Consider the following 25,549-nt stretch of genomic DNA (forward strand, 5'->3'; position numbering starts at 1 on the left):
TAAAGGAGCGGTCTGCACCAGGATCGGCCAAGAACATTGCAATTGGGGTGGCCTTATAGACCTGCCTTGCGGCTAATTCGAGCGCCGTCTGCGCCCGGGCAAGTCGCGAAAAGATTGCTAAAGATAGCGCTTCAGGTCGGCAGCCGCCTCTTCCGGCGTCCGCTTCAGGTTGAAGGGGCCGACGAACTTGCCGTCGCGGTCCATCAGATAGACCAGCGCGGTGTGATCCATGGTGTAGTCGCCGTCCTTCAGCGGGACCTTTTTGGCGTAGACGCGGTATTCGGAGGTGACCTTCGCCACGGCCTGCGGCTCACCGGTCAGGCCCTTGAGGTGCGGATCGAAGCTCGACAGGTAGTCCTTCATGGCCTGGACGTTGTCGCGCTCGGGATCGACCGAGATGAACAAGGCGTTAACCCGATCGGCGTCCTTGCCCATGGCGCGCAGCACCTCGGAAATCTCGAACAGCGAGGTCGGGCAGACGTCGGGGCAATGGGTGAAACCGAAGAAGATCAGGGAGGGGCGGCCCTGCAGACTCTTTTCGGTCACGGTCGCGCCGCTCTGGTCGGTTAACTGGAACGGGCCGCCGATCGCAACCGGCGTGGCCACGCCGCGTACGCCGCCAAGGGCCCAGAACATCAAAAGAAGTCCGATCACGAGGCTTCCGCCGAAAGCGGAGGCAATCACCAGCGGGCGCTTTGTCCGATCCATCTTGAATTTTCCCCTGAACCCCGCTCAGAAACAGCCGGCGACACCGGCCGCGATTGTCTCGAAGAACACCGCGGTCCCATAGCGGAACCACAGCGCCAGCGCGGCAACGAGAACGAGGACGGCAATCGCGCCGCCCGCAACCACCACAAGGCGCCCGGTTCGGCGGGCGGACAGGGCGGCGGGGAGCTCATCGGGGCTGGAAAGTGGCAGGGCCATGGCGAGGACATAGGCCTCGCCCAGCGATCCGGCAAGCGCTGCCTGAAGCGACGCCGATCACTTCAGGGCATGCTCCGGACCCGGAGGGCCGCGTCAACGTAGCGTGGAAACGGTTTCTGTTGGCTAACGAACGCGAAGCGTTTGCGCGGAGATCATCCTCAAGCAAGGGGATGAGATCATGATCCGATTTCGTCCGATCGGATCATGATCTGGTCGCGAGCAGGGGTTAGTAGCGAGACAGGGAGTTCGAGCGCAGCGCTGCAGGCATCGCCGGTGCCGGCGCGGGTACCGCCCTGCTCGACGCTGCCTGCGCATCCATGTAGCAGGGCCGGTACATGGTCTGCAGTTCGCGACCGCGCAGGAAAATCATCCGCGGCGTCAGCCCGCCTCGGCGGGCAATCCAGCGCCGGATCTGCGTCGGATACATGGAGTAGAGCATCTGGGTGGCTTCGGGGTTGGTGATCGCCCGGCCGCCGGAACCGAAATCCCAGGCTGCGTGGAAGCCCAGCGTCGCGTGGGACGTGACGCAGATCCTGTCGTGGGGAATGGCGCCCAGCACGATGGTGCAAGCGGAGGCGCAGAGACCGTCAATGACCACGGTCTCGCCCGAGGACCTCAGGTCCTGATACCTGTCGACGTAAGTTCCAATGCGACCCCCGCGGTCATCAGCGATGCGCACCGCCGCGTGGCTTGCCCCCATGGCCGCCAGCAAGAGAACGGCCGCAAGCAACCCCTTCACAATTTTCATGTCCCTGCCCCGGTTCCAGTTTTGAGTTGAAGCCGAATCTTTTCGTCTTCAGTGATGCAAAATTGAGGCTAGCGTCATGCGAGTTCGCGGCTTTGTCTAGGCGGGCACATCTCGCCAAAGGAAATTCAAATTGGGTGTTGCACGCGCGCTGCACTCAGCCACTCAACGTCCCGAAAAAAGGAACGAGTTAACGGTTCCCCAAGGCGCTGCGCCAGCGCAGGGATCGCAACCACGTTCGCCGGAACATTCCGGTGCGACCATTTCCAGGACAGCGGGAGGTTGTGCAGAACAACACGGCAAAAAAAAGCCCCGGAGTCTCGCTCCAAGGCTTTTTCTTTGAGTCGAAGAAACAAACGGTGCGGCCGCTTGCCTGCGCCTTAATCGTGATCGTGCTCGTGAATGATCACCTTCCGGTCGGGCTCCTCATGCTCCTTCTTGATGATGGTCGTCCGCTCGCCCGGCTCGTCTTCCCGTTTAATTACGGTGGTGCGGTCGCGATCATGCGACTCCCCGACCGTCACGCCGGGATCCGGGGGTGCCACGCCGATGCCGACCTGCGCGTCGTCTGACTTTGCCGCTGGGACTGCAAGCGCGATGCAGGCGGTCGCGGCCAATGCAACTGCCAATCTCATTTCTGATCCTCCAGTAACTGCCCGCGCGATAATTCGAGGCGCCGGACGCCAGTTCCGTGATCCGTTGCAGAGACAGCCGCTGGCAGGGCATGGAACCAGGCTCATGAGAGGCCAAGCCATTCGATCCAAGCGCATGACCTCCGGGGTAATCGATTTGCCGGGCTCAAGCTTCGATAGTCGGTCTCGCCGTTGCATCGGCTATGTCAGAAGGAGGACCAAATGACCGACATCAACAACATCGCGCGCAGCTATATCGAGCTTTGGAACGAGCGGACGCCGAGCCGCAGGCGGGAAATGCTGGCGACCAGTTGGACGGCTGACGCCACTTACGTCGATCCCTTGATGAGCGGCGAAGGGCATGAGGGCGTCGACGCGCTGATCGCGGGCGTGCAACAGCGCTTTCCGGATTTCAGGTTCAAGCTGATCGGCGAGCCGAACGGCTATGGCGACCGCTTGCGCTTTTGTTGGGGGCTCGGACCCGACGGCGTCGATAGCCCGATCAAGGGGACGGATTTCGCCGTGCTGAAGGACGGTCGCATCCACAGCATCACCGGCTTTTTGGATCAGGTGCCGCAGAGCGCGTGAGCCAGGACACGTGCGGCCGCCCGCGCGTCACGGGGCGGCCGCACGACGGCTGCCCCGTGCCGAGCCACGAGCTTGAGCCCAAGGCTCAAGCTCGCCGGGCGGCGCAAAGCGAAAAACGTCGCGAATGCCGTCGTCAGGCCGCCGCCGAGGCGGAAGCGCCGGCTTCAGCCGCTTTCGCAAGCGTGTCGCGGAGCATCTGCTCTTTCTTTTCGTCGAGCGACGTCTTCAGCACCACGCCCCCGTCACCCTTGATTTCGTTCAACACCTTGTCCGCGGTCATTTGCTTGATCAGCACGAACAGAACCGCATCCCCCGGCTTCACGCTGGATGCAAGTTCTTTCATAAATTGATCCTGGATGCCGAAATCGGTGAGCGCGCCGCCGATTGCGCCACCCGCAGCGCCAAGAGCAACGCCAATGAGCGGATTCATGAACAACAATCCGACCAACAGGCCCCAGAAGCTTCCCGTGGCGGCGCCCATGGCGGTCGTGTTGACCATCTGATTGAGCTTGACGGAATCTGCATCCGTCTTCACTGCGATGACGGCGTCACCGATCGAGATCAGATATTCGCGCTGCAGCTTGAGTAATTTCTGCCGAACTTCTTCGGCCTTGGCTTCGGACGGGTACACAATCGCAACAAGGTCTGACATGTCTACGCTCCCGTGACGATTTCGATTTGCTTCCCCTGATTTGCTGCCCCCGAACAACAACCTCCGTGCCCTTCGCCCGGCCAAGTTAGCACGGGCCACGGCAGCGACTTCGCGAATTGCCGCCGCGCACATTCACAATTAGGAGATGAGTACACTTATTCGATTCAATCAGTGAGTAATGCTGTCCTATGATGTCGCTCACCAGCGCCGACATCATCCGCGCGCCGCATGCGATGGCGAACGATACGCCGGCAAGCTCGCCACCGGGATCAGGAGGAACTGCCGCTGCGCATCTCGCCGCCCTGGCAAATCCGGTTACACTTACGACTTCCGATCGATGGCGGACGGCCCGCGCAAAAGGAACAAGCCGGGCGCGCAAAGATGGCCGACAAGGGCCCCGCGGAGAATTGCGATGTCGCAGGAGAGTGGCCATGCCACGACACGGCCTCCGGCTCTGATCGATCTTGCGCTGCAGGGCGGCGGCTCACACGGCGCCTTCACCTGGGGCGTGCTCGACCGCCTGCTCGAGGAGCCCTGGCTTCGCATCGAAGCCATTTCGGGGACATCGGCCGGCGCGATGAATGCCGCCGTGCTCGCCGATGGCTGGACTGCTGGCGGCGCGGCGGGCGCAAGGGCAGCGCTTGACGCATATTGGCGCAGGGTCTCGCGCGCGGCGGCATTCAGCCCGTTGCAGCGTTCGCCGCTGGATCGGCTGTTCGGCCGATGGTCGCTCGAAAACTCTCCGGCCTATCTCGCGTTCGATTTGATGACGCGGCTGTTCTCGCCCTATCATCTCAATCCGCTCGATCTCAACCCGCTGCGCGGCATTCTCGCGGAGAGCATCGATTTTGATCGCCTGGTCCGCTCGCCGATAAAACTCTTCGTCACCGCCACCAGCGTGCGAACGGGCCGCGGACGCGTTTTCCGCAACGCCGAGATCTCCGCCGACGTACTTCTGGCGTCGGCGTGCTTGCCGACCATGTTCCAGGCCGTCGAGATCGACGGCGAGTGTTATTGGGATGGCGGCTATGCCGGCAATCCGACCATCACGCCGCTCGTGCGCGAAAGCGAGGCTCCTGACACCATCCTGGTGCAGATCAATCCGCGCGAGCGGACCGACGTCCCGCGCACCGCGCACGACGTGCTCAATCGGCTCAACGAGATCTCGTTCAATTCGCCGCTCATGAAGGAACTGCGGATGATCGCGCTGCTTCGGCAGGTCTCCGATCCCGGTCACGGCGAAGGCGCACGCTGGGCAGAGATGCGCATCCATCGGATCTGGACCGACAAGCTCGCCGTGTTCGGTTCGTCCTCGAAGCTGAATGCGGAATGGGCCTTTGTTTCCATGCTCAAGGACGTCGGACGCCGCAGCGCCGATCAATTCCTCAAGCGTCACGCCGCGGACATCGGAACGCGATCGACCGCCGATCTCGATATTCTCCTGCAAGAGTGCTGAACCCATGATCGCCCTTGGCCTGATTGGCATCCTGATCGGTCTCGGCCTTCTGATCTGGCTCTCCTATCGCGGCTGGAGTGTGCTGATCCTGGCGCCGCTGGCGGCCATGATCGCCGCGCTGTTCTCCGGAGAGCCGCTGCTCGCGCACCTGACGCAGACCTTCATGGCCAGCGCCGCCGGCTTCGTCGCCCAGTTCTTTCCGCTGTTCCTGCTCGGCGCGCTGTTTGGCAAGCTGATGGAGGACAGCGGCTCGGTCGCGGTGATCGGGCGGTATGTCACGGAACGGCTCGGTACGCGGCGCACCGTGCTTGCGGTGGTGCTTGCCGGCGCATTCGTGACCTACGGCGGCGTCAGCCTGTTCGTCGCCTTCTTCGTGCTCGCCCCGATGGCGCAAGAGCTGTTTCGTTCCGCCGGCATTCCGAGGCGCCTGATGCCCGCAGCCATCGTACTGGGCACATCCACCTTCACCATGTCCGCGCTTCCGGGAACGCCGTCGATCCAGAACGCGATCCCGATGCCGTTCTTCGGGACCACGCCGTTCGCGGCGCCCGGGCTCGGCGTTATTGCCTCGCTGATCATGCTCGGCTTTGGAGTCTGGTGGCTTGGTCGGGAAGAAACGCGCGCTCACGGAGGCGAGGGATTCGGGGATGGCGAACCGCCTTCAGGCGAACGGCTGGCGACCGACCTGCAGCTCCGCGAGCGCGCCACGACAGCGCGCGAATTTGACCCGCCGGAGATCACGCGCGGCAAGCCGAGTGAGGCATCGCTGAGCATTCTCCCCGCGGCATTGCCGATCGTCGTGGTGGTGTCGGTCAATCTCCTGATGTCGACACTGGTGCTCCCGTGGCTCGATACGTCCTTTCTTGCCGAGGCCCGCTGGGGCGAGACGTCGGTTGCGGCCGTCGGGGGCGTCTGGTCGGTGGTGACGGCGCTGGCGTGTGCGATTCTGGCGGTGCTCGTGATCAACTATCGCCGCCTGCCCACGATCCGCGAGTCGATCGACGCAGGCGCGAATGCATCAGTGCTTCCCGCCATGAGCGTGGCGAGCCTGGTCGGGTTCGGCGCCGTTGTGGCGGCGGTGCCGGCCTTTGGGGTCGTGCGCGACGCGGTGCTGGGGATCGAAGGTGGCCCCCTGGTGTCGCTCGCGATCGCGACCAACGTGCTGGCAGCACTGACCGGCTCGGCGTCCGGCGGGCTGACCATCGCGCTCGATGCGCTGGCGCGAACCTATCTCGAGCGCGCGGCGGACATCGGCATGTCGCCTGCGCTGTTGCACCGCGTGGCCGTGATCGGCGCCGGAACGCTCGACAGCCTCCCGCACAATGGCGCGGTGATCACATTGCTTGCCGTCTGCGGATCGACCCATCGCGAGGCTTACCGCGATATTGTCATCGTCGGCATTGTCGGACCGATCATCGGCCTTGTCGCGGTGATGGTTCTCGGCTCAGTCTTTGGGTCGTTCTGAGATGATCCGTTGCCATCAGTTCGGCGGCGCCGAAGCGCGGTCGTCGCCCTGGCGCAGCCAAAAGGCAAGGCCAAGGCCGATCAGCAAGACCGCCGCCAGCACGAAGAAGATGACGGACTGCTGCAGCCACGAAATGGCCGGTACCGTGACCGCCATGGCAATGCCGAGAAAGCAGATTCGAAGCGACAGCAGGCTGACCCCCGCCAGGAACGTGCCGAGCGCAAGCAGGGTCAGAAGCACCAGGCTGGTTGCGGGGGTCGGCAGCAATTGCTGAACGCGCGACACCAGCACGATGTTCATGGCGATGAGGACCGCAACCCAATGAACGGCCTGGGTCCAGATCAGGCGCAAGCGCGCGTCTCTACTGTGGAGCTCCGGCCATTTGGTCACGACGCAGACCACGCCGATGGCAAGCGCCAGAAACTCCCAATAGCCGACGAGCGGCTGGTGCGAGATATTCGTGTAGGCGACGCCCGCGATCGCAAGCACCAGCGCGACGACGAAGGGAAGCTGCCGCCACAGCAGGCTCATCAATCCCGAATGGGTCGAGGACGCGCTCTCATTCTGATGCGCATCAAGGTCGCTCATGGGCCACCCAATCACATCTCAAACCGGACGCTTTCGCCACGCTGAGAGGCTCCACGTCCCGGACGCTTATCTCTGGTGGCGGCGCGGCCAAAGGGTCCATGCGAGACCGCCTGACTTCACCCGCATGTCCTCCACGGGCGCGCTCAGCCTGTCCCCGAGGCAGTCCTCGACATAGAAGCGAAGAACGGCGACGCGGCCGATCGCGACCAGCGGCATGGCAAGCGCAATTCCCATGACGCCGAACAATGCACCCAGCAGCACGATGGCCACCAGCGTCCAGGCCGGAGGAAGCTCGACCGCCTGGCGCTGGATCAGCGGGCCGATCACATAGCCTTCGAGCGACTGCACCGCCGTATAGATGCCGACCGCCCAGACCGTCACTGAAAGACCGAGAGGCATCGCCACAAGGCCAATCGGGACCGCGGCGACGATTGGCCCCAGATAGGGAACGAAATTCGAAAGGCCCGCTTGCAGCCCGAGCACGAAGGGACCCGGCAGCCCGATCAGATAGAGGATCGGCCACACGCACAGGGTCATGAGGACGATGCGGATCACCTGTCCGACAAGCCACAGGCGCAGGACGTTTCCCATCTCGTTCATCACGCCCCGCACCCGGGCGCGGTAGGGCCGCCGTATGAGCAGGACCAGGCTTTCGCGGTAGCTTGCGGGATCGAAGGCGAAGAGGATGCCGAGGAAGAGGATGACGAGAGCATCCGTCAGAAAATTCGATGCGGTCCCGATCACCATTTGTGCGTGACTGAAGAACCTGCCCTGATCGGAAAAGAACCAGCGCGTGAAGTCGCGGCCGCCCTCGGGGCCGAACAGGTCCACGCCGAACGACAGCAGATGCGCCTGCAGCACGTCGAGCTGCGTATCCATGACTTTCAGGAGGAGACGGGTCTGCTCTGGCAGCTTGCCCGCACCCCATACGAGGGCGAAGGCAAGAAGCGCCGTCAACAGCAGGACAACCAGCGTCAGCCGCCAGGGACGATTGACCGGTAGGACGGGAGCAAGCGCGAGGGCGCAGGCATCCAGGAACGATGCGAACAGCACACCCGCGAAAATGACGAGCAGGCTGGAAACCGCTTTCCACGCCAGAAACAGGCAGACGCCGGCGGCGAGCAAGGTGAGACCAGCCGTGAGTAAGTTGAGGCGACCAGCACGCGCCGCTTCATCGGCTGGATTGTCGCCTGAAGCAGCCGCGCGAATTCGATCCTGTCCTGGTGTGGGATCATTCATCGGTCGCTCAAATCACATGGATGTCCCCGCTATTCGATGTCCTCAATGCTGCGTCAGCTCAGCCTCAGGCTTGGCATTTTGCCTCCATAAAGCTGCGCGTGTCCATGCAAGCCAGCCACGAAATCGCAGTTTCGTGAGCGCTACCCTCGCCTGGCGGGTCGGAGCAGTGTTGCGGCATGGAGCTGAAGCCAGCCAACGGTGTCTGACCTTCATGTGCGGCGACGCCAACCGCCGATCTGCCGCGATATCACCGCGGCGGATAATTCCAGCACACGAGCATGTGACTAAGTTTTTGTACCAAATCGCATATTAATCAGGAAAACGCGATATGCCGGTCGCAAGACTGTGTGGCTACGGAGATAGTGATGGCACGGGGTAGCTTCAACGACGCTGAGAGCAGGCAGACGGAGGCGGTCTTACGCCGCTTCAACCAGGTCTTCATAACTCACAATCCCGCAGCGCTGGCCGAGCTGGTCGCCGACGACTGCATCATCGAAAACACGCAGCCCGCACCCGACGGCTCGCGCCACGAAGGCAAGGATGCCTGCGTCGACCTCTGGACACGAATCGCGACCACCTCAGGCGTCCATTTCGAACCGGAAAGCATCATCGCCCGCGGCGACCGTGGCGAAATCCGGTGGCGGCTGATCTGGGGGCCGGATCGCCTGGACTCCGTGCGCGGCGTCAACCTGATGCGCGTGCGCGACGGGCGGATCGTGGAGGTCCAAGGCTATATCAAGGGTCCTTAAGCGCTGGGACTTGGAGCGGACAGCGCCGCTTTTGGTGTCTCACTGTTGTTGTTTCTGAGCGACGATGTAAATCGCGCTCAGATTCCGCCGATAGTGCTCGAATACCCATCCCATCGCGAGAACCCGTCGTCGCACGGCAATTGTCGGCCATCAGCTTCCTTGCAAGCGTCAGACCGCCGAAAATGCCTTCGTCCCGGATCACACGCCGCTCGCGATCCGCCTTACCGATCACGCCGCAGGCCGCACACCAAAATCCTTCGGCCTCAGCATCAGATCGGCGAGCGTGTACTTGTCGAGGACCGCATTGAACGCATCGAGGCCCTCGTGCAGGATGCCGCGCAACCGGCAGCTCCGCGTGATGAGGCATTGATTGCCGCTGGCGAAGCATTCGACCAGAGCGAAATCAGGCTCTGTTGCGCGAACCACGTCGCCTAGCCGGATCTTGCGCGGCGGCTTCGCCAGCGTCAGCCCGCCGGAGCGTCCACGCACCGCTTTCAAAAATCCTGCCCTGGTCAGGGTATTTGTGATCTTCATCAGATGCGCGCGCGAGATGTTGTAGACCTCGGACGCCTCTTCGATAGTGATCAGCCGGTCCTCGTGGGCCGCTGCATACATCAGCAGCCGTAGCGCGAAATCGGTAAAGCTCGTCAGTCGCATGAATCGTCCCGGCGACGCCATCGACTTAGTGGCGCAACATGAGTGTACCGTGGCCTAAAGATACGCGTCGCGTGTATGTTTTGCAAGTTCTCCGGGTTTTCCACGATGGCGACGATGCATGTTAAGACGATGAGGTGAATGGCCCTTGAAGATCGCGGGATTCATCCTGTCCAGAATTCGTTTGAGCGCAGGAGCCATGGAAGGCCGACCTGATAGACCACGGCAGTCTGTACGATACGCTCGCGAGCGCGCCACAAAATCTGGTCGGACGCCTTGTGTCGCTAGGGGAGACTGCTTGGCTGCGAAAAAGTGGCATCCCGAGCGACTGCCTGCATCCATCGCACGGGAATCGAAACCTCGCCCTGTCTTGGACGCACAGATTGTATGACTGGTCCGCGCAACAGCGGGCAAATCAACCCTTTTCGGCGTAAGCTCCTGATCAAAAGGGAGAAAAAGGCTGGAGCGGGCGAAGGGAATCGAACCCTCGTATGCAGCTTGGGAAGCTGCCGTTCTACCATTGAACTACGCCCGCAAAATCAATGACTTATATCGATTTCGCGCCTCGATCACGGGCTTTGCGTCGCCACATGAGGTCGCCAACCTACGTTAACCAGCGGCCGAAATAAAGCCCCGGCGGCATCGCGCGGACGCGCGGTGCATCGCTATCTTCACGTACTGAATGGAATTGTCCGGCGCTGCGGCAGGCGAAAGTAGATTGTCCGTTGTTGCCATTGGAGACGAGATGTTGCTGATGCTCTTTGCCGGATCAATCGGCTTTGCGCTCCGACGGGAGACCGGGATGACCTCGAACCGAGACAATTCCGGGCCCTGGACAGGCCGGTCCAGTTCGGACGGCTCCGATCATCAATCCCAAGGCTAGAGCGGGGGAGCCATGTCGAGCCCGGCCTGTTCGTTCTGCGGCAAGACGCAAAGCGAAGTGATGCAGCTCGTCGCCTCGCCGCCGGTCGCGATCTGCGACGAATGCGCGATGCTGGCAGTCCAGATGATCAGCATCAAACATCCCGACTGGCGCGAACGTCTCATGAGGACATTGGCTTTGCTTCCCAAGCGTCCCGGTGAGACGAAGTGATGCGAGCCCCGCCAAGCGAACGGAGCCCGCTCATAGGCGCGACCTGCTGAACGTGCCGCCACCGATTGCCCCGTTGCGGCCGCCTCACTAGATTTACGGCATGAGCTCCACCACGCTGCTTCAGCGCCGGTCGATTACGGTCTCGGATTTCCGCTGCACAGCGGTTCCGGGCGAGAAGCCGTTCGTGGAGCAGCACCGCCGCCATTCGATTTCCTATGTGCGCAAGGGCAGCTTCGGCTATTGCAGCCGTGGGCGCGCCCACGAGCTGGTGGCCGGAAGCGTGCTGGTCGGCTATCCCGACACCGAATTTTTCTGCACCCATGATCATGTCTGCGGCGACGAGTGCCTGTCGTTCTTTCTGGAGCCCGAGCTCGTGGACGCGATTGGAGGCCGCACCGATGCCTGGCAGGTTGGTGCCACGCCGCCGCTGCCCGAGCTGATGGTTCTCGGCGAGTTCGCGCAGGCCGCCGCGGAAGGCAGAAGCGACATCGGTCTCGACGAGGCCGGGCAGATCTTCGCCAGCCGCTTTGTCGAAGTGGTGTCGGGACGCACGCGGAAGGCTGCAAGAACCAGCGCACGGGACCGTCGCCGCGCGGTCGAGACCGCACTGTGGATCGACGCGAACTCGCATCGGGAGATCGAGCTGGAGAACTCCGCGGCGCAGGCCGGCGTCAGCCCCTTCCATTTCTTAAGGCTCTTTTCGTCCGTGCTCGGCGTGACCCCGCATCAGTATCTGGTGCGCTCACGGCTGCGGCATGCCGCACGGCTCCTGGCCGATGAGGAGCGGGCCGTGACCGACATCGCCTATGACGTCGGCTTTGCCGACCTCTCCAATTTCGTCCGCACCTTCCATCGCGCCGCCGGCGTCTCGCCGCTCAAGTTCCGACAGGCCTCGCGCGGGATGCGCAAGATTTTCCAAGAACGCCTGCAGCTCGACTGACTAGGCTCGTCTCCATGCCGCGCGGAGTGCGTGTAACAAGAAGCATCGGGAGACAACCATGTACGACCATATCGGCCTGAAAGTCGGCAATCTCGATGCCAGCGTCCGGTTTTACACCGCAGTGCTGGCGCCGCTCGGCTATGTCCTTTGTTCCAAGGACGAGAACGGCGCCGGCTTTGGTCCGAAAGGCGAGCCGGCACTATGGCTTTATCTGCATAAGGGACTGAACAGCGAAGGTGCCCACATCGCGTTCCGCGCGCCCAGCCATGATGCGATCAAGAAATTCCACGCCGAGGGTCTGAAAGCCGGCGGCCGGGACAATGGCGCGGCAGGGATCAGGGCCGATTACAGCCCGACCTACTACGCCGCGTTCCTGATCGACCCCGATGGCAACAATGTCGAGGCGGTTTGCACGTAGGGCTCTCCGTGATTCCTGCTACAGGCGAAAATGTTTGGAAAGCTTCAGGCCCTGCGCCTGGTAGTTCGAACCGATGCGCTGACCGTAGAGCGCATCGGGACGCGCCAGCATTTTTTCATAGACCAGTCGACCGACGATCTGGCCATGCTCGAGGATGAACGGCACCTCGCGCGAACGCACCTCCAACACCGCGCGCGCGCCCTGCCCGCCGGCGCCGGCATAGCCGAAACCTGGGTCGAAGAAACCGGCATAGTGCACCCGAAACTCGCCGACCAGCGGATCGAACGGCACCATCTCGGCGGCATAGTCCGGCGGCACCTGCACGGCCTCTTTCGAGGCGAGAATATAGAACTCGCCTGGGTCGAGAATGAGACTGCGATCGGGGCGCGCCGGGATCGCTTCCCAGAATTCCTCCACCGGATAGCCGCTGCGACGATCGACATCGACCACGCCGGTGTGGCGCTTGGCGCGGTAGCCGACGAAGCCGCCCGAATTGTCGCCGGAAAGATCGACCGACAGCGCAACGCCGCCGGAGAGATCGGCGTCATCGATATCGACCAGCCGCTCCTTCGCATGCAGCGTGTCGAGCTCGTCCGCATCCAGAATGGCATCACCGGTGCGGAAGCGCACCTGCGACAGCCGCGAGCCCTCGCGCAGCAGCACCGGAAACGTCTTCGGGCTGATCTCGGCATAGAGCGGACCGTGATAGCCGGCGCCGATCATGTCGAAGCGACGCGTGCCGTCGGCGATCACGCGCGTGAAGACATCGAGCCGCCCGGTCGAGCTTTTCGGGTTGGCAGCCGCGACGATCTCCGGCGGCAGCGCCAGGCTCTCGATCAGCGGCACGATATAGACGCAGTTTGTCTCCAGCACCGCGCCGTCGGCAAGGCTGAACTCATGCAGCTTCAATTCGTCGATCCGTTCGGCCACCGTGGCGCCGGGACCGGGCAAGAAGCTGGCGCGCACCCGGTAGGCGATATCGCCAAGCCGCAGGTCGAGGCTGGCCGGCTGGATTTGGCTTTCGACAAAAGGATAGGCCGGCAGGATCAGGCCGGAATCCGCCATCGCCGCGATCATGCGGTCGGGCAGGATGCCGTTGGCGTCTCTTGCAAGCGTGAACGACACGTCGGGATTCCCCGCGGTAAGCCTCTTCTCCATAATTCCTCAAAAACAGGCCTTTTATCGGTTAGCCGAACCCCGCCTTGACGGAAAGGTCGGGTGCGAATAAGAGCATGACTTATCCCGTGGTGATTTGAGCCGGCCGGCTTGCAGCCACGTTAAATAAATCGCTAAACAGGCCGGGGACAGTTGTGATCCCGGCCCTGAGGAGTTTCCCAGGCCGGTTTTTTTGTGGCCATTTTGAAAGGATGGCCATGTTGGAGGTCACATGTCCAAATCTACCGCTCCGTCCCCCACGGCCCACCTTCGTCCCGAGACCCGCCTGGTCCATTCCGGCACGCTGCGCTCGGAATTTGGGGAGACGTCGGAAGGGCTGTTCCTGACCCAAGGCTATGTCTACGAGACCGCGGAACTGTGCGAGGCGCGGTTCAAGGGCGAGGACCCCGGCTACATCTATTCGCGCTATTCCAATCCGACCATAGCGATGTTCGAGCGTCGGATGATCGAGCTGGAGGGCGCCGAAGCCGGCCGCGCCGCCGCGACCGGCATGGCTGCGGTGACCACCGCCATCCTGGCGCCACTGAAGGCGGGCGACCACGTGGTGGCCTCCAAGCAGGTGTTCGGCTCCTGTCGTTATGTGGTGGAGGATCTGCTGCCGCGCTACGGCATCCAGTCGACGCTGGTCAACGGCCTCGATCTCCACGACTGGCAGCGCGCGGTGCGGCCGAACACGAAGAGCCTCTTCCTGGAGAGCCCGACCAATCCGACGCTCGACGTGCTCGACATTCCCGCGATCGCCGAGATCGCGCATGCCGCCGGCGCCCGGCTGATCGTCGACAATGTGTTCGCGACCCCGATCTGGCAGAGCCCACTCGCGCTCGGCGCCGACCTCGTGGTCTATTCCGCGACCAAGCACATCGACGGTCAGGGCCGCTGCCTCGGCGGCATGATCCTGTCCTCGGAAGCCTTCGTGAACGAACATCTGCACAATTTCATGCGGCAGACCGGCCCTTCCATCTCGCCGTTCAATGCCTGGGTGCTGCTCAAGGGCCTCGAGACGCTCGCAGTGCGCGTGCGCGCGCAGACGGACAATGCGGCGCGCGTTGCCGACACACTTGCCAAGCATCCGAAGATTGCGCGGCTGGTCTATCCCGGGCGCGAGGATCATCCGCAGGCCGCACTCGTGAGAAAGCAGATGCGCGCAGGCTCGACGCTGGTCGGCTTCGAGGTGAAGGGCGGCAAGGCGGCCGCTTTCCGCTTCCTCAATGGCCTCAAGCTCGCGCGCATCTCCAACAATCTCGGCGATGCCAAGAGCCTGGTCACGCATCCCGCCACCACCACCCATCAGCGGCTTTCACCGGAAGCCCGCGCCGAGCTCGGCATCAGCGAGGGCTTCATCCGCTTCTCCGCCGGGCTCGAGCATCCGGACGATCTGATCGAAGATCTCACCGCCGCGCTGGAGAAGGCGTAAAGCGGCTTCACAAGCTCCACTGTCGTCCCGGGCAAACGAGCGAAGCGAGTGCAGATCCGGAACCCATAACCACAGGCGACAGTCGTTGGGCAAATTGCAGCGACGAGTCATCGCAACAACGATTGCCTGGGGTTATGGGTCCCGGGTCGCGCTTTGGTTGCCCGGGACGACGGAGAGCAAATCACATCGGCCGATAGGTCTGCACTGTCGCGGGCACGTTGACGCCGATCTTGAGCTGGCCGACCGAGCGGATGATGTCGTCGCCGAGCAGTTGCGCGAAGCAGGCATAGCCCCAATCGTTCATGTGCAGGCCATCGGCGATGACAAAACTGTCGATCGGCAACGCCTGCTGCTCGTGCCACTCCCGCATCACCTCAAAGCGCGGGAAGATGCCGATATGATGAAGCTGCGCGACCTTGCCGAGCAAGCGGATCATCTTGCTCGCGCTTTCCGGGTGCTCGGTGACGCGCGGCGAGTATTGCAAATCCACCAGCACGACGTCGCTGCCGGCGGCCTGAATTCGCGCAACCCCGTCGTCAACCATCTTTGCCGTAGCGTCGGGATCGAGATTGCGCAGCACGGCATTGGTGCCGACCTGCCAGATGACGAGATCGGGATGCAGGTCGATCACCGAGCTCTGCAGCCGCTTCATCATTTCCGGCGCATCCTCGCCGCCGCGTCCCGCATTGATGACGGTGATATCCGCGGACGGATATTGCCGGCGCAACTGCGCCGCCAAGCGGTTCGGATAGGTGTATTCGGGCGAACTGGTGCCGTAGCCCTGCGTCGAGGACGAGCCGAAGGCGATAATGACGATGGGCTTACCTGCGGCGAGCTTGGCCGCCACATGCGGCAACGTCCCCATCGGCTTGGCGCCGCCCTTCGGCGGCAGGCAGGGCACGCGGCTGAAGATATCGCCGGCCGATTTTGCCACCTGCTTGACCTTGTCGAGCGCCTTCGCGGCAAGGCTCTTGTCAGGACTCTTGTTCTGCGCAGCCCCGGATTGCTGGGAGGCTTGGCCCTGGTCTCCGACTGCCGTCGTGGCGGCACTGCCCCCGTCCGCCGGCACCGGCGTGACGGAATTGTCAGAGGCTGCCGCCGGTTGGGACGAAGGCGCGGCCTGGGCGCCCTGAGCGCCCGCGGGGATCGGCGCGAACAGCATGAGCGCCGCCGCGAGCGTTGCCATCGACAGCGATGCCGTTACGCGAAAAGGGCAGGAAGAACGCGAACGCAACAAACTCATCAACACGAACGTCCTAATTCTGCTGCGCCGGGCCGAGATGGGCCGCATCAAAGATGAAGCCCGACAATGCCCGCCCGATACAGTCGTGCACGCGCTTGGCAAGATCGGTGCCATGCACGGCGCTGTAGAGATCGAAATCGCCCTGCTCGCTCCACTGGCGCATGATGGAGAAGCGGTCGAACAGCGGGATGTCGTGCTCCTGTGCCACCGCGCGGATATTGTCCAGATAGGGCGAGCCCGAGATCATGGTCTCGGTGCGCGGACTATATTGGAGATTCATCAGCACCACGTCGGCTCCCGCATTTTGCAGCGCAGTGACGCCGTTGCCGACGGCGGCACGAAAGTCGTCGGGATCCGTCGATCGCATAGCATCAACGGTTCCCGTCTGCCAGACAACCAAAGTAGGCCTTTTAGCTTCCAGAAGCTTAACAAAGCCGCCGGCGGCCTCTTCCGCGGTCTGCTTCGGCACGATCTCTACCGAGACGTTAACGGTTGCGCCCGGGAGCTTGTCCTTCAGCGCAGCCTGCAACCGCGCCGGGTAGGCCGCATCCTGCGAGCCGGGGATCGTCGAGGAGCGGCTGCCCACGACCAGGATCTCCAGCGGCCGGCCGCTCCTGACGGCGTCCGCCACCTTGGGCAGCGAGCTTTCGGTCGACAGCAGCGAAGCCGGCACCTGGCACGTTTCGGCTTCCTCGGCACGCGCAACCGGTGCGACTGCGACGCACGCAAGCAAAGCCAGGCCCAGGATCAATCCCGATCGCATCAACCCCCTCCCGCCAAATCGGCGTTGCCGCGGGCGCCCTTTTTCGCGCTCTTGTCGGCGGAGTGTTTGTACCATGAAATCAGCCAGGCCACGCAGGACATGATGACGATCCCGCAGATGCTGATGAGCGCGTGCAGCGCAGCACCGCCGGCCCCTTCAGCCAGGATGAAGTGCCCAGCAAAAGCAAGGAACACACCGAGACAGAATATCTCCAGGGAATGCTGGCCGCACAGGATCATGGGCTTCAGCCAGGGCGATTTCAGCCCCGGCCAGTGGCGCGGCAAGAAGCGCACCGTGATCGCGGCCAGCGCCAGGAAATGCGCGAAACGCAGCACGTCGAGATCGGTTTTGTCGATCGGATACATCCATTGCTCGATCCAGCGCGGCAACACATGACCAAGTTGCGGTACGTACCAGGTCAGCGTCACGAAGAAGGCCGCGATCAGGTAGACGATGCAAACCCATAGCGTGATGTTCGACGACAGGATCCTCGACATGCGCTGCGCTCCGCCGAGCGCACACCAAGCGCCGAACACGAACAGCAATTGCCAGGCGAGCGGGTTGAACATCCATACCCCGTTCGGATAGGCCGAGAAGGAAAGGTCATATTCCCAGGTAACCGCGTAGAGCAGCACCGATAGCGCCAGTGTCACATCGGCCCTCCAGCGCATCAGCACCAGGATCAAGGGCAGCGACAGCATCAGCACGATGTAAAGCGGCAGCACGTCCATGTTGACGGGACGGAAGCGCAGCAGCAGCGCCTGGACGATGGTGACATCAGGCTGCTTCAGAAAATCCATGATGCCCATTTCTTCCGAATAGAGCGGGTTCTCGAAGGAGGTTGCGACGTAGGAGATTTCCGCCAGGAAGATGGTGAAGAGGAAGACGTGCGCGACATAGATCTGCCACGCGCGCCGCAGGATGCGGGCGGTGGCGACGATGAAGCCGGACTCCAGGAGTGCACGGCCATAGACGAAGGCCGCGGTGTAGCCGGAGATGAAAATGAAGATCTCGGTGGCGTCGGAGAAGCCGTAATTGCGGATGGTGAGCCAGGTCAAAAGGCTCGGCGGCAAATGATCGATGAAGATCAGCCACAGCGCGAGTCCGCGAAACAGGTCGAGCCGCAGCTCGCGCTCGCCGACCGCAGGCAGCGCAATCGAGCGCGAGTTCGCAACGGCCGCGGCGTCGCGCGCCGGCGCCTCCGCGGCGGCGGGTACGGGAAGCCCGGTCACTCGGTCGACAACGGACGCCATCAATCACCGTCAGGCAGGCCGGCGGCAAAGCACGCCGGCAGAATGAAACGAATAATATATCCGGTCGCCCGCAGGCCAAATCGCAGGTCAGATACCGGGGTTCGGGGCCGCCGGACGGCCAGCGCCCCACCGGATAAATCGGAACTATGTTCAAAGCGCGGTTTGCATTTGAGGATCCTAGCGGTTTTCCGCAAGCTGCACGATTGGTTCCGTGGCGTGTTTTGGCTATGATAAGACCATGTATCGCGCCGTTACCCGCCGCATCGAAGTCACCGTCGAGCCGAACTTCATGCCTGAACGCTCCTCGGTGGAGCAGTCCCGCTATTTCTGGTCCTACACCATCGTCATCACGAATACCGGCGATGAGACGGTGCAGCTCCGCACCCGGCACTGGATCATCACCGACGCCTCCGGGAAGCAGCAGGAGGTCCGCGGCGAGGGTGTCGTGGGCGAGCAGCCAGTGCTCGCACCCGGCGAGCGCTTCGAATACACCAGCGGGGTTCCGCTCTCCACCGCGTCCGGCTTCATGACCGGCCGCTATCAGATGGTCAGCGAAACCGGCGAGCGCTTCGAAATCGACGTGCCGACCTTCTCGCTTGACAGCCCCGACAGCAGGCGCGTGTTGAACTAGGGTTGAGCTGAGCGAGCATAGGGCGCTCACGCTGACCCGCCATCCTGAGGCGCCGTCGCGCAAGCGACGGGCTCGAAGGGCGACGGCCCGGCTCTCGCAGCGGGCCGTTCATCCTTCGAGGCTCGCGGAACCTGTCATCGGGCCACGCTCCGCGCGGACCCGGTGGCTCGCACCTTGAGGATGACGGTGACAGACCAAAGACATGGCCACAAGAATTTCAATAACACGCATAGCTTCGCGCTCTCGCGGCGCCATTTGCGCCCGAGCTTTGCATCGACCTTGTCCCTCACGAAAATCGGAGGGCACAGGGAAGGCCGGGTGGCCGCTGCACCGGGCCTCCGCGCAAATAAATTGCGCGAAGCGCGCGTTGACCACAGGTACAGGCGGGAATCACACCGGCCTTCCCTGCGCGAGTGGTTTACGGCTTACTTCGTGCTCTCCTCGGTGAGCCAGACTTTGTTGTCACCGTCATCGGCGCGATGCGAATGCATCGTCGCCAATTTAGCGCCGGCCTCGGGGCGCCAGGACCACACGACTTCGCCGTCCGCTTCACGTGTCGTTCGTCTTCGACACATCAGCGGCCACCGCATCCCGCCTCACGTTTCGTGACGATCGCGATACGCCCTCTTCATCGAGGCGGGACGCGCCAAGAAGTGCAGGTGATTTGCCCGACGGCGCAACCGCACCCGCATGCGACAGATTAACGCGACGGGCAAGCGTAGCGAAACCCATCAACAGCGATGCAGCAGCAATGCTGGGTTTCACTTCGTTCAACCCAGCCTACAACGTAGAGGTTCTACACAGCCCCTTCCACGCCCGCTTCGTGCGGAGTGAATTGATAGACCGAGCTGCAGAACTCGCAGGTCACCTCGACCTTGCCGTCCTGCACCATCTCGGCGCGGTCCTTGGCCGCAAAGCTCTTCAGCATCGATGCGACGGCGTCGCGCGAGCAGGAGCATTGCGCCTGCAGCCGCTGCGACGAAAATACCCGTACGCCGCGCTCGTGAAACAGGCGATACAGCAACCGCTCGCCGGAGAGATCGGGATCGATCAGCTCGACGTCCTCCACCGTCGCCATCAGCGACTGCCCCTCGATCCAGGCGTCATCTTCCTTCACTTCGTGCGGGGCGGTGCCTTCGGGCGCGTCGCCCGGATGCAAATCGGCCTGGCGCGCACGCTCCGGCGCCTTCGGCAGGAACTGCATCAACAATCCGCCGGCGCGCCAGCGATGCGTGGCCCGCCCATCGCCGCCGCGCCACTCTTCGCCCACCGCGAGCCGCACGCGTGTCGGAATCTGTTCCGAGCGCAGAAAATATTCATGCGCGGCATCTTCCAGGCCGCCGCCATGCAGCGCCACCAGCCCCTGATAGCGGCTCATGTCCGGTCCCTGGTCAATGGTCATGGCCAGATGGCCCTTCCCGAGCAGCGCAGCGGAATCCGCTCCCGGCATGAGCCGGTCGGCATCGAAGCGCGCATAGGCGCGCAAACGGTCCGGCGCCTGGAAATCGACCACCATGAAGGAGACCGGCCCGTCGGTCTGAGTCTGCAGGATAAAGCGGCCGTCGAATTTCAGCGATGAACCGAGCAGCGTCGTCAGCACGATCGCCTCGCCCAGCAGCTTGCCGACGGGCGCGGGATAATCGTGCTTGGTCAGGATGTCGTCGAGAGTCGGCCCCAGCCGGCTCAGCCGGCCGCGCAAATCGAGCGCGCCGACCTCAAATGGCAGGATCGCGTCATCGACCGGAACGGAGGATGGCGCCCGAACGGGGGGCTCGCGGGTGATTTTGCTGTCGGGAGATTGAGAGGTCATGGCGCCTATCTGGGGTCGGAACGCGCGAAGCGAAAGGGGGCTGACTGTCGTCGCGGGCACGCCGCCGCAACCAAAGCTGTCGTCCTGGCGAAAGCCAGGGCCTATAACCATAGGCCTGTGTTGCTGCGATGGCTGAAGATCGCCAGCTCGCAAAAACTTGCTTCCCTTGGCTATGGGTGCCGGATCTGCGCGGAGCCTGTCATCGGGCGGCGCTTCGCGCGGACCCGTTGGCTTGTCCGGGACGAGAGCATTTCGTTGGCGATTACACCGCGTCGAAACACCAGGCCAAAATGCCCTTTTGCGCATGCAGGCGGTTTTCGGCCTCGTCGAACACCACGGACTGCGGCCCGTCGATCACCTCGTCGGTGACCTCCTCGCCGCGATGCGCAGGCAGACAGTGCATGAACAGCGCATCGGGTTTGGCGAGCGACATCAGCTTGGCGTTGACCTGATAGGGCTTGAGCAGATTGTGACGATGCTCGCCGTCCTTGTCGCCCATCGACACCCAGGTGTCGGTAACGACACAATCCGCGCCGCGCACGGCCTCTTCCGGATCGTTGCCGAGCACGATCGAGGCGTTGGTGGCCTTGATCCAGTCACGCATCGCCTTCTTCGGCGCGAGCTCTGGCGGGGTGGCGACATTGAGCGTGAACTTGAAGCGTTCCGCCGCATGTGCCCACGAGGCCAGCACGTTGTTGTCGTCGCCGGTCCAGGCGACCGTCTTGCCCTGGATCGGTCCGCGATGTTCCTCGAAGGTCATCAGGTCCGCCATCACCTGGCAGGGGTGCGAGCGCCGCGTCAGCCCGTTGATCACGGGAACGGTGGCGTGGGCGGCAAGCTCCAGCAGCGCCTCGTGGTTGAGGATGCGGATCATGATGGCATCGACATAGCGCGACAGCACGCGCGCGGTATCGGCAATGGTCTCGCCGCGGCCAAGCTGCATCTCCGCGCCGGTGAGCATGATGGATTCGCCGCCGAGCTGGCGCATGCCGACGTCGAACGACACGCGGGTGCGTGTCGAGGGCCGCTCGAAGATCATCGCGAGCGTCTTGCCTTCGAGCGGCTTTTGCGGCTTCTCGTGCGCCTTCAGCTTCGTCTTCATCGCGTTGCCCGCGGCCAGCATGCGGCGCAACTCCGACAACGGCATCGTATTGATGTCCAGGAAATGCCGCGGCTTGCTCATTGGTTTGCCGCCTGCTTCGACGGACCGCTCGACAGCGCGACGCAGGCGCGCTCGAGCATGTCGATGGATTGTTCGATCTCGGCCTCGGTTACGATCAAAGGCGGCAGGAAGCGAACCACATTGTCGCCGGCGCCGACGGTGAGCAGTTTTTGCGCCCGCAACGCCGTCACCAGATCGGCTGAAGGCACCACCGCCTTGACGCCGACCAGCAGGCCTTCGCCGCGCACTTCCGAGATGATGTTCTTGTGGCGATCCACCACCGAGGCCAGCTTCTGTTTCAACAGCAGCGACATTTTTTGCACGCGGTCGAAGAAGCCCGGCTGCAGCATGACATCGAGCACCGCGCCGGCCGCGGCGACCGCGAGCGGATTGCCGCCAAAGGTCGAGCCATGCGAGCCTGGCGTCATGCCGGCCGCGGCATCCGCGGTCGCAAGCACGGCGCCGATCGGAAAACCGCCGCCGAGCGCCTTGGCAAGCGACATCACGTCAGGGATCACGCCCAGGCGCTTATAGGCGAAGAGTTCGCCGGTGCGGCCCATGCCGGTCTGCACCTCGTCGAACGCGAGCAGCAGGCCGTGCGTATCGCAGAGCTGGCGCAGCGCCTTGAAGAAGGCATGCGGCGCGGCGCGCACACCGCCCTCGCCCTGGATGGGCTCGATCAGGATTCCGGCCGTATGAGGCCCGATCGCCTTTTTCACGGCATCGAGGTCGCCATGCGGCACCTGATCAAAACCGTCCATGGGCGGACCGAAGCCGTCGAGATATTTGGCGGACCCCGTCGCCGCGAGCGTCGCCAGCGTGCGGCCGTGGAATGCACCCTCAAAGGTGATGAGACGGTAGCGCTCCGGATGGCCCTTGGCGGCGTGATGCTTGCGCGTGACCTTGATCACGCCCTCCATCGCCTCCGCGCCCGAATTGCAGAAGAAGACGTAGTCCGCAAAACTCTGCTCGCAGAGGCGAGCGGCGAGACGCTCGCCGTCCGGGCTCCTGAACAGGTTCGACATATGCCAGAGTTTCGTCGCCTGCTCTTGCAGTGCTTTGACGAGATGCGGGTGCGCGTGCCCCAGCGCGTTCACCGCGACGCCCGAGGTGAAATCGAGATAGCGCTCGCCGTCGGTCGCGATCAGCCAAGCGCCTTCGCCTCGCTCGAAGGCGAGATCGACCCTGGCGAAAACGGGAAGCAGATGCGACGCGGCGCTGTTGGTCATGGCGATCACTTGGCAGTCACTGATGAGTTGCGGCCGGCGTGATGCGCGCAATTAGCATTGGTCGCATCAACGACCCAATCCGGAAACGAAACGTGCCGCCTTTTCAGGGCGGCACGTGAGACCATTTTATGCACATGGGGATAAGTGTCAACCTGTCAGCACGCATGATGCGAGCGCAGGCATTCCGTAGGATCCCGGTGGGATGCAGCAGGAATCCCGCGTGGCACAAGGGTTTCTGACAACACGGAACATGTGGAAGGCGCTTGCGGACTCTTGCGCCGGAGTCACGGCATATTGTAGCGTCTTTTTCGTCGGATACGACATCTCGTGCGGCAGTTTTGATCCCAAGAGTTAGGCTCTTTTGCGTACACGTCCGGGCGCGCTTTTCGCTCCCGGCGAGCCTTAAGGGATTCTGACCGCAAGGGTTTTTGGGATTGGGCATCGCAGCGCCGGAAGAACAGGTTCGGCCGGCGTGAGGCGGAGGATAGAGTCGATGACGGTATTGACCTGGTCAGACGAGCGCGTCGAACAGCTAAAGAAGCTTTGGGAAGCCGGGCTTTCAGCCAGCCAGATCGCCGCAGAACTCGGAAACGTGACGCGCAACGCTGTGATCGGCAAGGTGCATCGGCTCGGGCTCTCCGGCCGCGCCAAGGCCCCCGCGGCGGCGGCGCCGCGCCAGCGCAAGCCGCGTCCGGCCCAGCATATGATGCGGGTGTCGCGCCCGGTCTCGCGCGGCAACACCGCGCTCGCCCACGCCTTCGAGGTGGAGCTCGAGCCCGACCCCATTGCGTACGACAACGTCGTGCCGATGAGCCAGCGCCTGTCGCTTCTGGAGTTGAACGAGGCCACCTGTCACTGGCCGGTTGGCGATCCCGCAAGCCCGGATTTCTTCTTCTGCGGCGGCAAGGCGCTCACGGGCCTGCCCTACTGCGCACATCACTCGCGCGTCGCGTATCAGCCTGCCGCCGACCGGCGGCGGACGCCGGCCAACAAGCCGACGACAAGATAGGGCTCCGCACAAGGAATCTATCACCGTCACCCTGAGGGAGCCGCGAACCGCAGCCGTCTCGAAGGGCGACGGCCGGGCTGCATCAGCGGGCGGCCGTTCATCCTTCGAGGCTCGCNGAGCCTGTCATCGGGCCGCGCTTCGCGTGGCCCCGGTGGCTCGCACCTCCAGCGGCAAACGGCGAAGCCGTTTGCGCGGGGATTACGGGTTAAGATGGGCGCGCGCTTTTGAAGGAAGCAGAAAATTCCTACGATTCCGCTTTCGCGAAGCGGTCGTCCAGCGCGTAGCCGGCGCCGCGCACGGTGCGGATGGGATCCTGCTCGCGGCCCGGATTGAGCAGCTTGCGCAAGCGGCCGATATGGACGTCGACGGTGCGCTCATCGATATAGATGTCGCGACCCCAGACGCTGTCGAGCAGTTGCTCGCGCGAGAACACCCGGCCGGGATGTTCCAGGAAAAATTCGAGCAGGCGATACTCGGTCGGGCCGAGATCGATCGGCCGGCCCGAGCGGGCGACGCGGCGCTTCTCGCGATCGAGTTCGATGTCGCCATAGGCGAGCACGGTGGCGAGCCGCTCGGGGCTCGCGCGGCGGAGCAGGCCCTTCACGCGGGCAAGCAGTTCCGGCACCGAAAACGGCTTGACGATGTAGTCGTCGGCGCCGGTCGCAAGGCCCCTCACCCGTTCGCTCTCCTCGCCGCGCGCCGTGAGCATGATGATCGGCAATTGTTTCGTCTCGGGGCGCGCCCGCAAACGCCGACACAGTTCGATGCCCGACAGGCCCGGCAGCATCCAGTCCAGCACGATCAGGTCGGGGACGCGTTCCTTCAGCCGCGTATCGGCATCGTCGCCGCGTGCGACCGTTTCGACTTCATAGCCTTCGGCCTCAAGATTGTAGCGCAACAGCGTGGTCAGCGCTTCCTCGTCTTCCACCACCAGAATGCGTGCGCTCATGGCTTGGGGTTCTCCATTTCTTCGGCGGTATCCAAGTCTTAGCCAATATCAAGCCGTCTTGCTTGTGTCCTGCTCGTCGTCTTGGCCGCCCGGCCTAGTTGCCGGGGAGCGTTGCGGCAAACGCCGTCGTGTCGCCCTTCGGGCGTTTGTCGAGAATCTGCTGACCTTCGATCATGTAGAACACCGTTTCCGCGATGTTGGTCGCGTGATCGCCGATCCGCTCGATGTTCTTGGCGCAGAACATCAGATGGATACAGAAAGAGATATTGCGCGGGTCCTCCATCATGTAGGTCAGGAGCTCGCGGAACAGCGAGGTGCAGATGGCATCGACCTCCTCGTCGCCCTTCCACACACTCATCGCCGCCGGCAGGTCGTGGGCCGCATAGGCGTCAAGCACGGTCTTGACCTGCTGCTGCACCAGATCGGTCATGTGCTCGAGCCCGCGGATCAGCTTGAGCGGATGGAAATCGCTTTCCAGCGCCGCGACCCGCTTGCCCATGTTTTTGGCGAGGTCGCCCATCCGCTCCAGATCGATCGCCACCCGCATGGCGCCGACGATCTCCCGCAAATCCACCGCCATCGGCTGGCGCCGCGCGATGGTGAGCACCGCCCGCTCCTCGATCATGCGCTGCATGTTGTCGATCTCGAGATCGGCAGCGACCACGCGCTGGCCGAGCGCGACGTCGTGGCGAACCAGCGCATCCACGGACTCGACGATCATGCGCTCGGCGAGGCCGCCCATCTCCGCAACCAGACGGGTCAGCTCC

At 63.2% G+C, this 25,549-nt stretch carries 27 protein-coding genes, 1 tRNA gene and 1 riboswitch; of the genes, 10 read left to right on the forward strand and 18 right to left on the reverse strand.

Going from position 1 to position 25,549, the window contains the following annotated elements:
• Nucleotides 1-117: 117 nt before the first annotated feature.
• From F758_RS0123355 to F758_RS0123370, 4 genes are all read right to left on the reverse strand, one after another.
• The gene (locus tag F758_RS0123355) at nucleotides 118-708 is read right to left on the reverse strand and encodes an SCO family protein (RefSeq protein WP_024510138.1); all 591 of its coding nucleotides are present in this window, start codon (nucleotides 706-708) and stop codon (nucleotides 118-120) included.
• Between the two features lie 24 nt (nucleotides 709-732).
• The gene (locus F758_RS0123360; RefSeq protein ID WP_024510139.1) at nucleotides 733-924 is read right to left on the reverse strand and encodes a hypothetical protein; all 192 of its coding nucleotides are present in this window, start codon (nucleotides 922-924) and stop codon (nucleotides 733-735) included.
• A 226-nt stretch (nucleotides 925-1,150) separates the two neighbouring features.
• The gene (locus tag F758_RS0123365) at nucleotides 1,151-1,672 is read right to left on the reverse strand and encodes a Clp protease/crotonase-like domain-containing protein (RefSeq protein WP_024510140.1); all 522 of its coding nucleotides are present in this window, start codon (nucleotides 1,670-1,672) and stop codon (nucleotides 1,151-1,153) included.
• Between the two features lie 377 nt (nucleotides 1,673-2,049).
• Nucleotides 2,050-2,304: a hypothetical protein gene (locus F758_RS0123370; RefSeq protein ID WP_024510141.1), complete on the reverse strand. Its 255-nt coding sequence runs from the start codon at nucleotides 2,302-2,304 to the stop codon at nucleotides 2,050-2,052.
• A 219-nt stretch (nucleotides 2,305-2,523) separates the two neighbouring features.
• Here F758_RS0123370 and F758_RS0123375 point away from each other — a divergent pair, with 219 nt between their 5' ends.
• Nucleotides 2,524-2,889, forward strand: a complete 366-nt coding sequence (locus F758_RS0123375; protein ID WP_024510142.1) for a nuclear transport factor 2 family protein — start codon at nucleotides 2,524-2,526, stop codon at nucleotides 2,887-2,889.
• A 133-nt stretch (nucleotides 2,890-3,022) separates the two neighbouring features.
• Here F758_RS0123375 and F758_RS0123380 read toward each other — a convergent pair whose 3' ends face one another.
• Nucleotides 3,023-3,541 carry a DUF1269 domain-containing protein gene (locus tag F758_RS0123380; RefSeq protein WP_024510143.1) on the reverse strand — a complete coding sequence of 173 codons (519 nt, stop codon included), beginning with the start codon at nucleotides 3,539-3,541 and terminating at the stop codon, nucleotides 3,023-3,025.
• Between the two features lie 412 nt (nucleotides 3,542-3,953).
• Here F758_RS0123380 and F758_RS0123385 point away from each other — a divergent pair, with 412 nt between their 5' ends.
• Nucleotides 3,954-4,997: a patatin-like phospholipase family protein gene (locus F758_RS0123385; protein WP_024510144.1), complete on the forward strand. Its 1,044-nt coding sequence runs from the start codon at nucleotides 3,954-3,956 to the stop codon at nucleotides 4,995-4,997.
• A gap of 4 nt (nucleotides 4,998-5,001) precedes the next feature.
• The gene (locus F758_RS0123390) at nucleotides 5,002-6,462 is read left to right on the forward strand and encodes a GntP family permease (protein WP_024510145.1); all 1,461 of its coding nucleotides are present in this window, start codon (nucleotides 5,002-5,004) and stop codon (nucleotides 6,460-6,462) included.
• 15 nt (nucleotides 6,463-6,477) lie between these two features.
• On the opposite strand, the gene F758_RS0123395 is transcribed toward F758_RS0123390, so the two are convergent.
• Complete coding sequence (locus F758_RS0123395) at nucleotides 6,478-7,050, reverse strand: hypothetical protein (protein WP_024510146.1); 573 nt, start codon at nucleotides 7,048-7,050, stop codon at nucleotides 6,478-6,480.
• Nucleotides 7,051-7,116: 66 nt separating this feature from the next.
• Entirely contained in the window at nucleotides 7,117-8,289 is a 1,173-nt protein-coding gene (locus tag F758_RS0123400) for an AI-2E family transporter (RefSeq protein ID WP_024510147.1), read from the reverse strand.
• Between the two features lie 365 nt (nucleotides 8,290-8,654).
• Between F758_RS0123400 and F758_RS0123405 the strand changes: the two genes are divergently transcribed.
• Nucleotides 8,655-9,038 carry a nuclear transport factor 2 family protein gene (locus tag F758_RS0123405; protein WP_024510148.1) on the forward strand — a complete coding sequence of 128 codons (384 nt, stop codon included), beginning with the start codon at nucleotides 8,655-8,657 and terminating at the stop codon, nucleotides 9,036-9,038.
• Between the two features lie 228 nt (nucleotides 9,039-9,266).
• On the opposite strand, the gene F758_RS0123410 is transcribed toward F758_RS0123405, so the two are convergent.
• Nucleotides 9,267-9,695, reverse strand: coding sequence for an Rrf2 family transcriptional regulator (locus F758_RS0123410; RefSeq protein WP_024510149.1), 429 nt, complete (start codon nucleotides 9,693-9,695; stop codon nucleotides 9,267-9,269).
• 458 nt (nucleotides 9,696-10,153) lie between these two features.
• Nucleotides 10,154-10,227, reverse strand: a tRNA-Gly gene (locus F758_RS0123415).
• A gap of 408 nt (nucleotides 10,228-10,635) precedes the next feature.
• Here F758_RS0123415 and F758_RS53350 point away from each other — a divergent pair.
• From F758_RS53350 to F758_RS0123435, 3 genes are all read left to right on the forward strand, one after another.
• Nucleotides 10,636-10,785 (forward strand): hypothetical protein, encoded by a 150-nt coding sequence (locus F758_RS53350; protein WP_502689172.1) that lies wholly within the window; start codon nucleotides 10,636-10,638, stop codon nucleotides 10,783-10,785.
• A 100-nt stretch (nucleotides 10,786-10,885) separates the two neighbouring features.
• A complete protein-coding gene (locus tag F758_RS0123430; RefSeq protein WP_024510152.1) occupies nucleotides 10,886-11,725 on the forward strand; it encodes a helix-turn-helix transcriptional regulator in 840 nt (279 codons plus the stop codon).
• 58 nt (nucleotides 11,726-11,783) lie between these two features.
• Nucleotides 11,784-12,143: a VOC family protein gene (locus F758_RS0123435; protein WP_024510153.1), complete on the forward strand. Its 360-nt coding sequence runs from the start codon at nucleotides 11,784-11,786 to the stop codon at nucleotides 12,141-12,143.
• Nucleotides 12,144-12,161: 18 nt separating this feature from the next.
• Here F758_RS0123435 and F758_RS0123440 read toward each other — a convergent pair whose 3' ends face one another.
• Complete coding sequence (locus F758_RS0123440) at nucleotides 12,162-13,268, reverse strand: 2'-deoxycytidine 5'-triphosphate deaminase (protein ID WP_024510154.1); 1,107 nt, start codon at nucleotides 13,266-13,268, stop codon at nucleotides 12,162-12,164.
• Nucleotides 13,269-13,377: 109 nt separating this feature from the next.
• Nucleotides 13,378-13,457: riboswitch (SAM riboswitch) on the forward strand.
• 73 nt (nucleotides 13,458-13,530) lie between these two features.
• Between F758_RS0123440 and F758_RS0123445 the strand changes: the two genes are divergently transcribed.
• Nucleotides 13,531-14,733, forward strand: coding sequence for an O-succinylhomoserine sulfhydrylase (locus F758_RS0123445; protein WP_024510155.1), 1,203 nt, complete (start codon nucleotides 13,531-13,533; stop codon nucleotides 14,731-14,733).
• 181 nt (nucleotides 14,734-14,914) lie between these two features.
• Here the strand turns inward: F758_RS0123445 and F758_RS0123450 are convergent, their stop codons facing one another.
• From F758_RS0123450 to F758_RS0123460, 3 genes are read right to left on the reverse strand one after another with little or no spacing between them, the layout of a single operon-like run.
• On the reverse strand, nucleotides 14,915-15,976 hold the full coding sequence (locus F758_RS0123450) for an SGNH/GDSL hydrolase family protein (protein WP_024510156.1): 1,062 nt from the start codon (nucleotides 15,974-15,976) through the stop codon (nucleotides 14,915-14,917).
• Between the two features lie 13 nt (nucleotides 15,977-15,989).
• Complete coding sequence (locus tag F758_RS0123455) at nucleotides 15,990-16,739, reverse strand: SGNH/GDSL hydrolase family protein (RefSeq protein ID WP_024510157.1); 750 nt, start codon at nucleotides 16,737-16,739, stop codon at nucleotides 15,990-15,992.
• The gene (locus tag F758_RS0123460) at nucleotides 16,739-17,992 is read right to left on the reverse strand and encodes an OpgC domain-containing protein (protein WP_024510158.1); all 1,254 of its coding nucleotides are present in this window, start codon (nucleotides 17,990-17,992) and stop codon (nucleotides 16,739-16,741) included. The genes F758_RS0123455 and F758_RS0123460 overlap by 1 nt, the downstream gene beginning before the upstream one ends.
• 238 nt (nucleotides 17,993-18,230) lie before the next feature.
• Between F758_RS0123460 and apaG the strand changes: the two genes are divergently transcribed.
• A complete protein-coding gene (gene apaG, locus F758_RS0123465) occupies nucleotides 18,231-18,623 on the forward strand; it encodes a Co2+/Mg2+ efflux facilitator ApaG/CorD (protein ID WP_024510159.1) in 393 nt (130 codons plus the stop codon).
• Between the two features lie 796 nt (nucleotides 18,624-19,419).
• Here the strand turns inward: apaG and F758_RS0123475 are convergent.
• From F758_RS0123475 to F758_RS0123485, 3 genes are all read right to left on the reverse strand, one after another.
• Entirely contained in the window at nucleotides 19,420-20,433 is a 1,014-nt protein-coding gene (locus tag F758_RS0123475; protein ID WP_024510160.1) for an Hsp33 family molecular chaperone, read from the reverse strand.
• Between the two features lie 262 nt (nucleotides 20,434-20,695).
• Entirely contained in the window at nucleotides 20,696-21,616 is a 921-nt protein-coding gene (gene argF / locus F758_RS0123480) for an ornithine carbamoyltransferase (RefSeq protein ID WP_024510161.1), read from the reverse strand.
• Nucleotides 21,613-22,824, reverse strand: a complete 1,212-nt coding sequence (locus F758_RS0123485) for an aspartate aminotransferase family protein (RefSeq protein WP_024510162.1) — start codon at nucleotides 22,822-22,824, stop codon at nucleotides 21,613-21,615. The genes argF and F758_RS0123485 overlap by 4 nt, the downstream gene beginning before the upstream one ends.
• A gap of 493 nt (nucleotides 22,825-23,317) precedes the next feature.
• Between F758_RS0123485 and F758_RS0123490 the strand changes: the two genes are divergently transcribed.
• Complete coding sequence (locus F758_RS0123490; RefSeq protein ID WP_024510163.1) at nucleotides 23,318-23,833, forward strand: GcrA family cell cycle regulator; 516 nt, start codon at nucleotides 23,318-23,320, stop codon at nucleotides 23,831-23,833.
• A gap of 244 nt (nucleotides 23,834-24,077) precedes the next feature.
• On the opposite strand, the gene phoB is transcribed toward F758_RS0123490, so the two are convergent.
• Complete coding sequence (gene phoB / locus F758_RS0123495) at nucleotides 24,078-24,782, reverse strand: phosphate regulon transcriptional regulator PhoB (protein WP_024510164.1); 705 nt, start codon at nucleotides 24,780-24,782, stop codon at nucleotides 24,078-24,080.
• A gap of 94 nt (nucleotides 24,783-24,876) precedes the next feature.
• On the reverse strand, nucleotides 24,877-25,549 hold a 673-nt coding region (gene phoU, locus F758_RS0123500), incomplete at its 5' end, for a phosphate signaling complex protein PhoU (RefSeq protein ID WP_024510165.1).

The sequence above is a fragment of the Bradyrhizobium sp. ARR65 genome (genome assembly GCF_000472385.1).
Lineage (GTDB): Bacteria > Pseudomonadota > Alphaproteobacteria > Rhizobiales > Xanthobacteraceae > Bradyrhizobium.

Bases quoted from the DNA above. Each gene is read 5' to 3' on its own strand.
- F758_RS0123355 (WP_024510138.1), bottom strand. From the start codon at position 708: ATGGATCGGACAAAGCGCCCGCTGGTGATTGCCTCCGCTTTCGGCGGA.
- F758_RS0123360 (WP_024510139.1), bottom strand. From the start codon at position 924: ATGGCCCTGCCACTTTCCAGCCCCGATGAGCTCCCCGCCGCCCTGTCC.
- F758_RS0123365 (WP_024510140.1), bottom strand. From the start codon at position 1,672: ATGAAAATTGTGAAGGGGTTGCTTGCGGCCGTTCTCTTGCTGGCGGCC.
- F758_RS0123370 (WP_024510141.1), bottom strand. From the start codon at position 2,304: ATGAGATTGGCAGTTGCATTGGCCGCGACCGCCTGCATCGCGCTTGCA.
- F758_RS0123375 (WP_024510142.1), top strand. From the start codon at position 2,524: ATGACCGACATCAACAACATCGCGCGCAGCTATATCGAGCTTTGGAAC.
- F758_RS0123380 (WP_024510143.1), bottom strand. From the start codon at position 3,541: ATGTCAGACCTTGTTGCGATTGTGTACCCGTCCGAAGCCAAGGCCGAA.
- F758_RS0123385 (WP_024510144.1), top strand. From the start codon at position 3,954: ATGTCGCAGGAGAGTGGCCATGCCACGACACGGCCTCCGGCTCTGATC.
- F758_RS0123390 (WP_024510145.1), top strand. From the start codon at position 5,002: ATGATCGCCCTTGGCCTGATTGGCATCCTGATCGGTCTCGGCCTTCTG.
- F758_RS0123395 (WP_024510146.1), bottom strand. From the start codon at position 7,050: ATGAGCGACCTTGATGCGCATCAGAATGAGAGCGCGTCCTCGACCCAT.
- F758_RS0123400 (WP_024510147.1), bottom strand. From the start codon at position 8,289: ATGAATGATCCCACACCAGGACAGGATCGAATTCGCGCGGCTGCTTCA.
- F758_RS0123405 (WP_024510148.1), top strand. From the start codon at position 8,655: ATGGCACGGGGTAGCTTCAACGACGCTGAGAGCAGGCAGACGGAGGCG.
- F758_RS0123410 (WP_024510149.1), bottom strand. From the start codon at position 9,695: ATGCGACTGACGAGCTTTACCGATTTCGCGCTACGGCTGCTGATGTAT.
- F758_RS53350 (WP_502689172.1), top strand. From the start codon at position 10,636: ATGCAGCTCGTCGCCTCGCCGCCGGTCGCGATCTGCGACGAATGCGCG.
- F758_RS0123430 (WP_024510152.1), top strand. From the start codon at position 10,886: ATGAGCTCCACCACGCTGCTTCAGCGCCGGTCGATTACGGTCTCGGAT.
- F758_RS0123435 (WP_024510153.1), top strand. From the start codon at position 11,784: ATGTACGACCATATCGGCCTGAAAGTCGGCAATCTCGATGCCAGCGTC.
- F758_RS0123445 (WP_024510155.1), top strand. From the start codon at position 13,531: ATGTCCAAATCTACCGCTCCGTCCCCCACGGCCCACCTTCGTCCCGAG.
- F758_RS0123450 (WP_024510156.1), bottom strand. From the start codon at position 15,976: ATGAGTTTGTTGCGTTCGCGTTCTTCCTGCCCTTTTCGCGTAACGGCA.
- F758_RS0123455 (WP_024510157.1), bottom strand. From the start codon at position 16,739: ATGCGATCGGGATTGATCCTGGGCCTGGCTTTGCTTGCGTGCGTCGCA.
- F758_RS0123460 (WP_024510158.1), bottom strand. From the start codon at position 17,992: ATGGCGTCCGTTGTCGACCGAGTGACCGGGCTTCCCGTACCCGCCGCC.
- apaG (WP_024510159.1), top strand. From the start codon at position 18,231: ATGTATCGCGCCGTTACCCGCCGCATCGAAGTCACCGTCGAGCCGAAC.
- F758_RS0123475 (WP_024510160.1), bottom strand. From the start codon at position 20,433: ATGACCTCTCAATCTCCCGACAGCAAAATCACCCGCGAGCCCCCCGTT.
- argF (WP_024510161.1), bottom strand. From the start codon at position 21,616: ATGAGCAAGCCGCGGCATTTCCTGGACATCAATACGATGCCGTTGTCG.
- F758_RS0123485 (WP_024510162.1), bottom strand. From the start codon at position 22,824: ATGACCAACAGCGCCGCGTCGCATCTGCTTCCCGTTTTCGCCAGGGTC.
- F758_RS0123490 (WP_024510163.1), top strand. From the start codon at position 23,318: ATGACGGTATTGACCTGGTCAGACGAGCGCGTCGAACAGCTAAAGAAG.
- phoB (WP_024510164.1), bottom strand. From the start codon at position 24,782: ATGAGCGCACGCATTCTGGTGGTGGAAGACGAGGAAGCGCTGACCACG.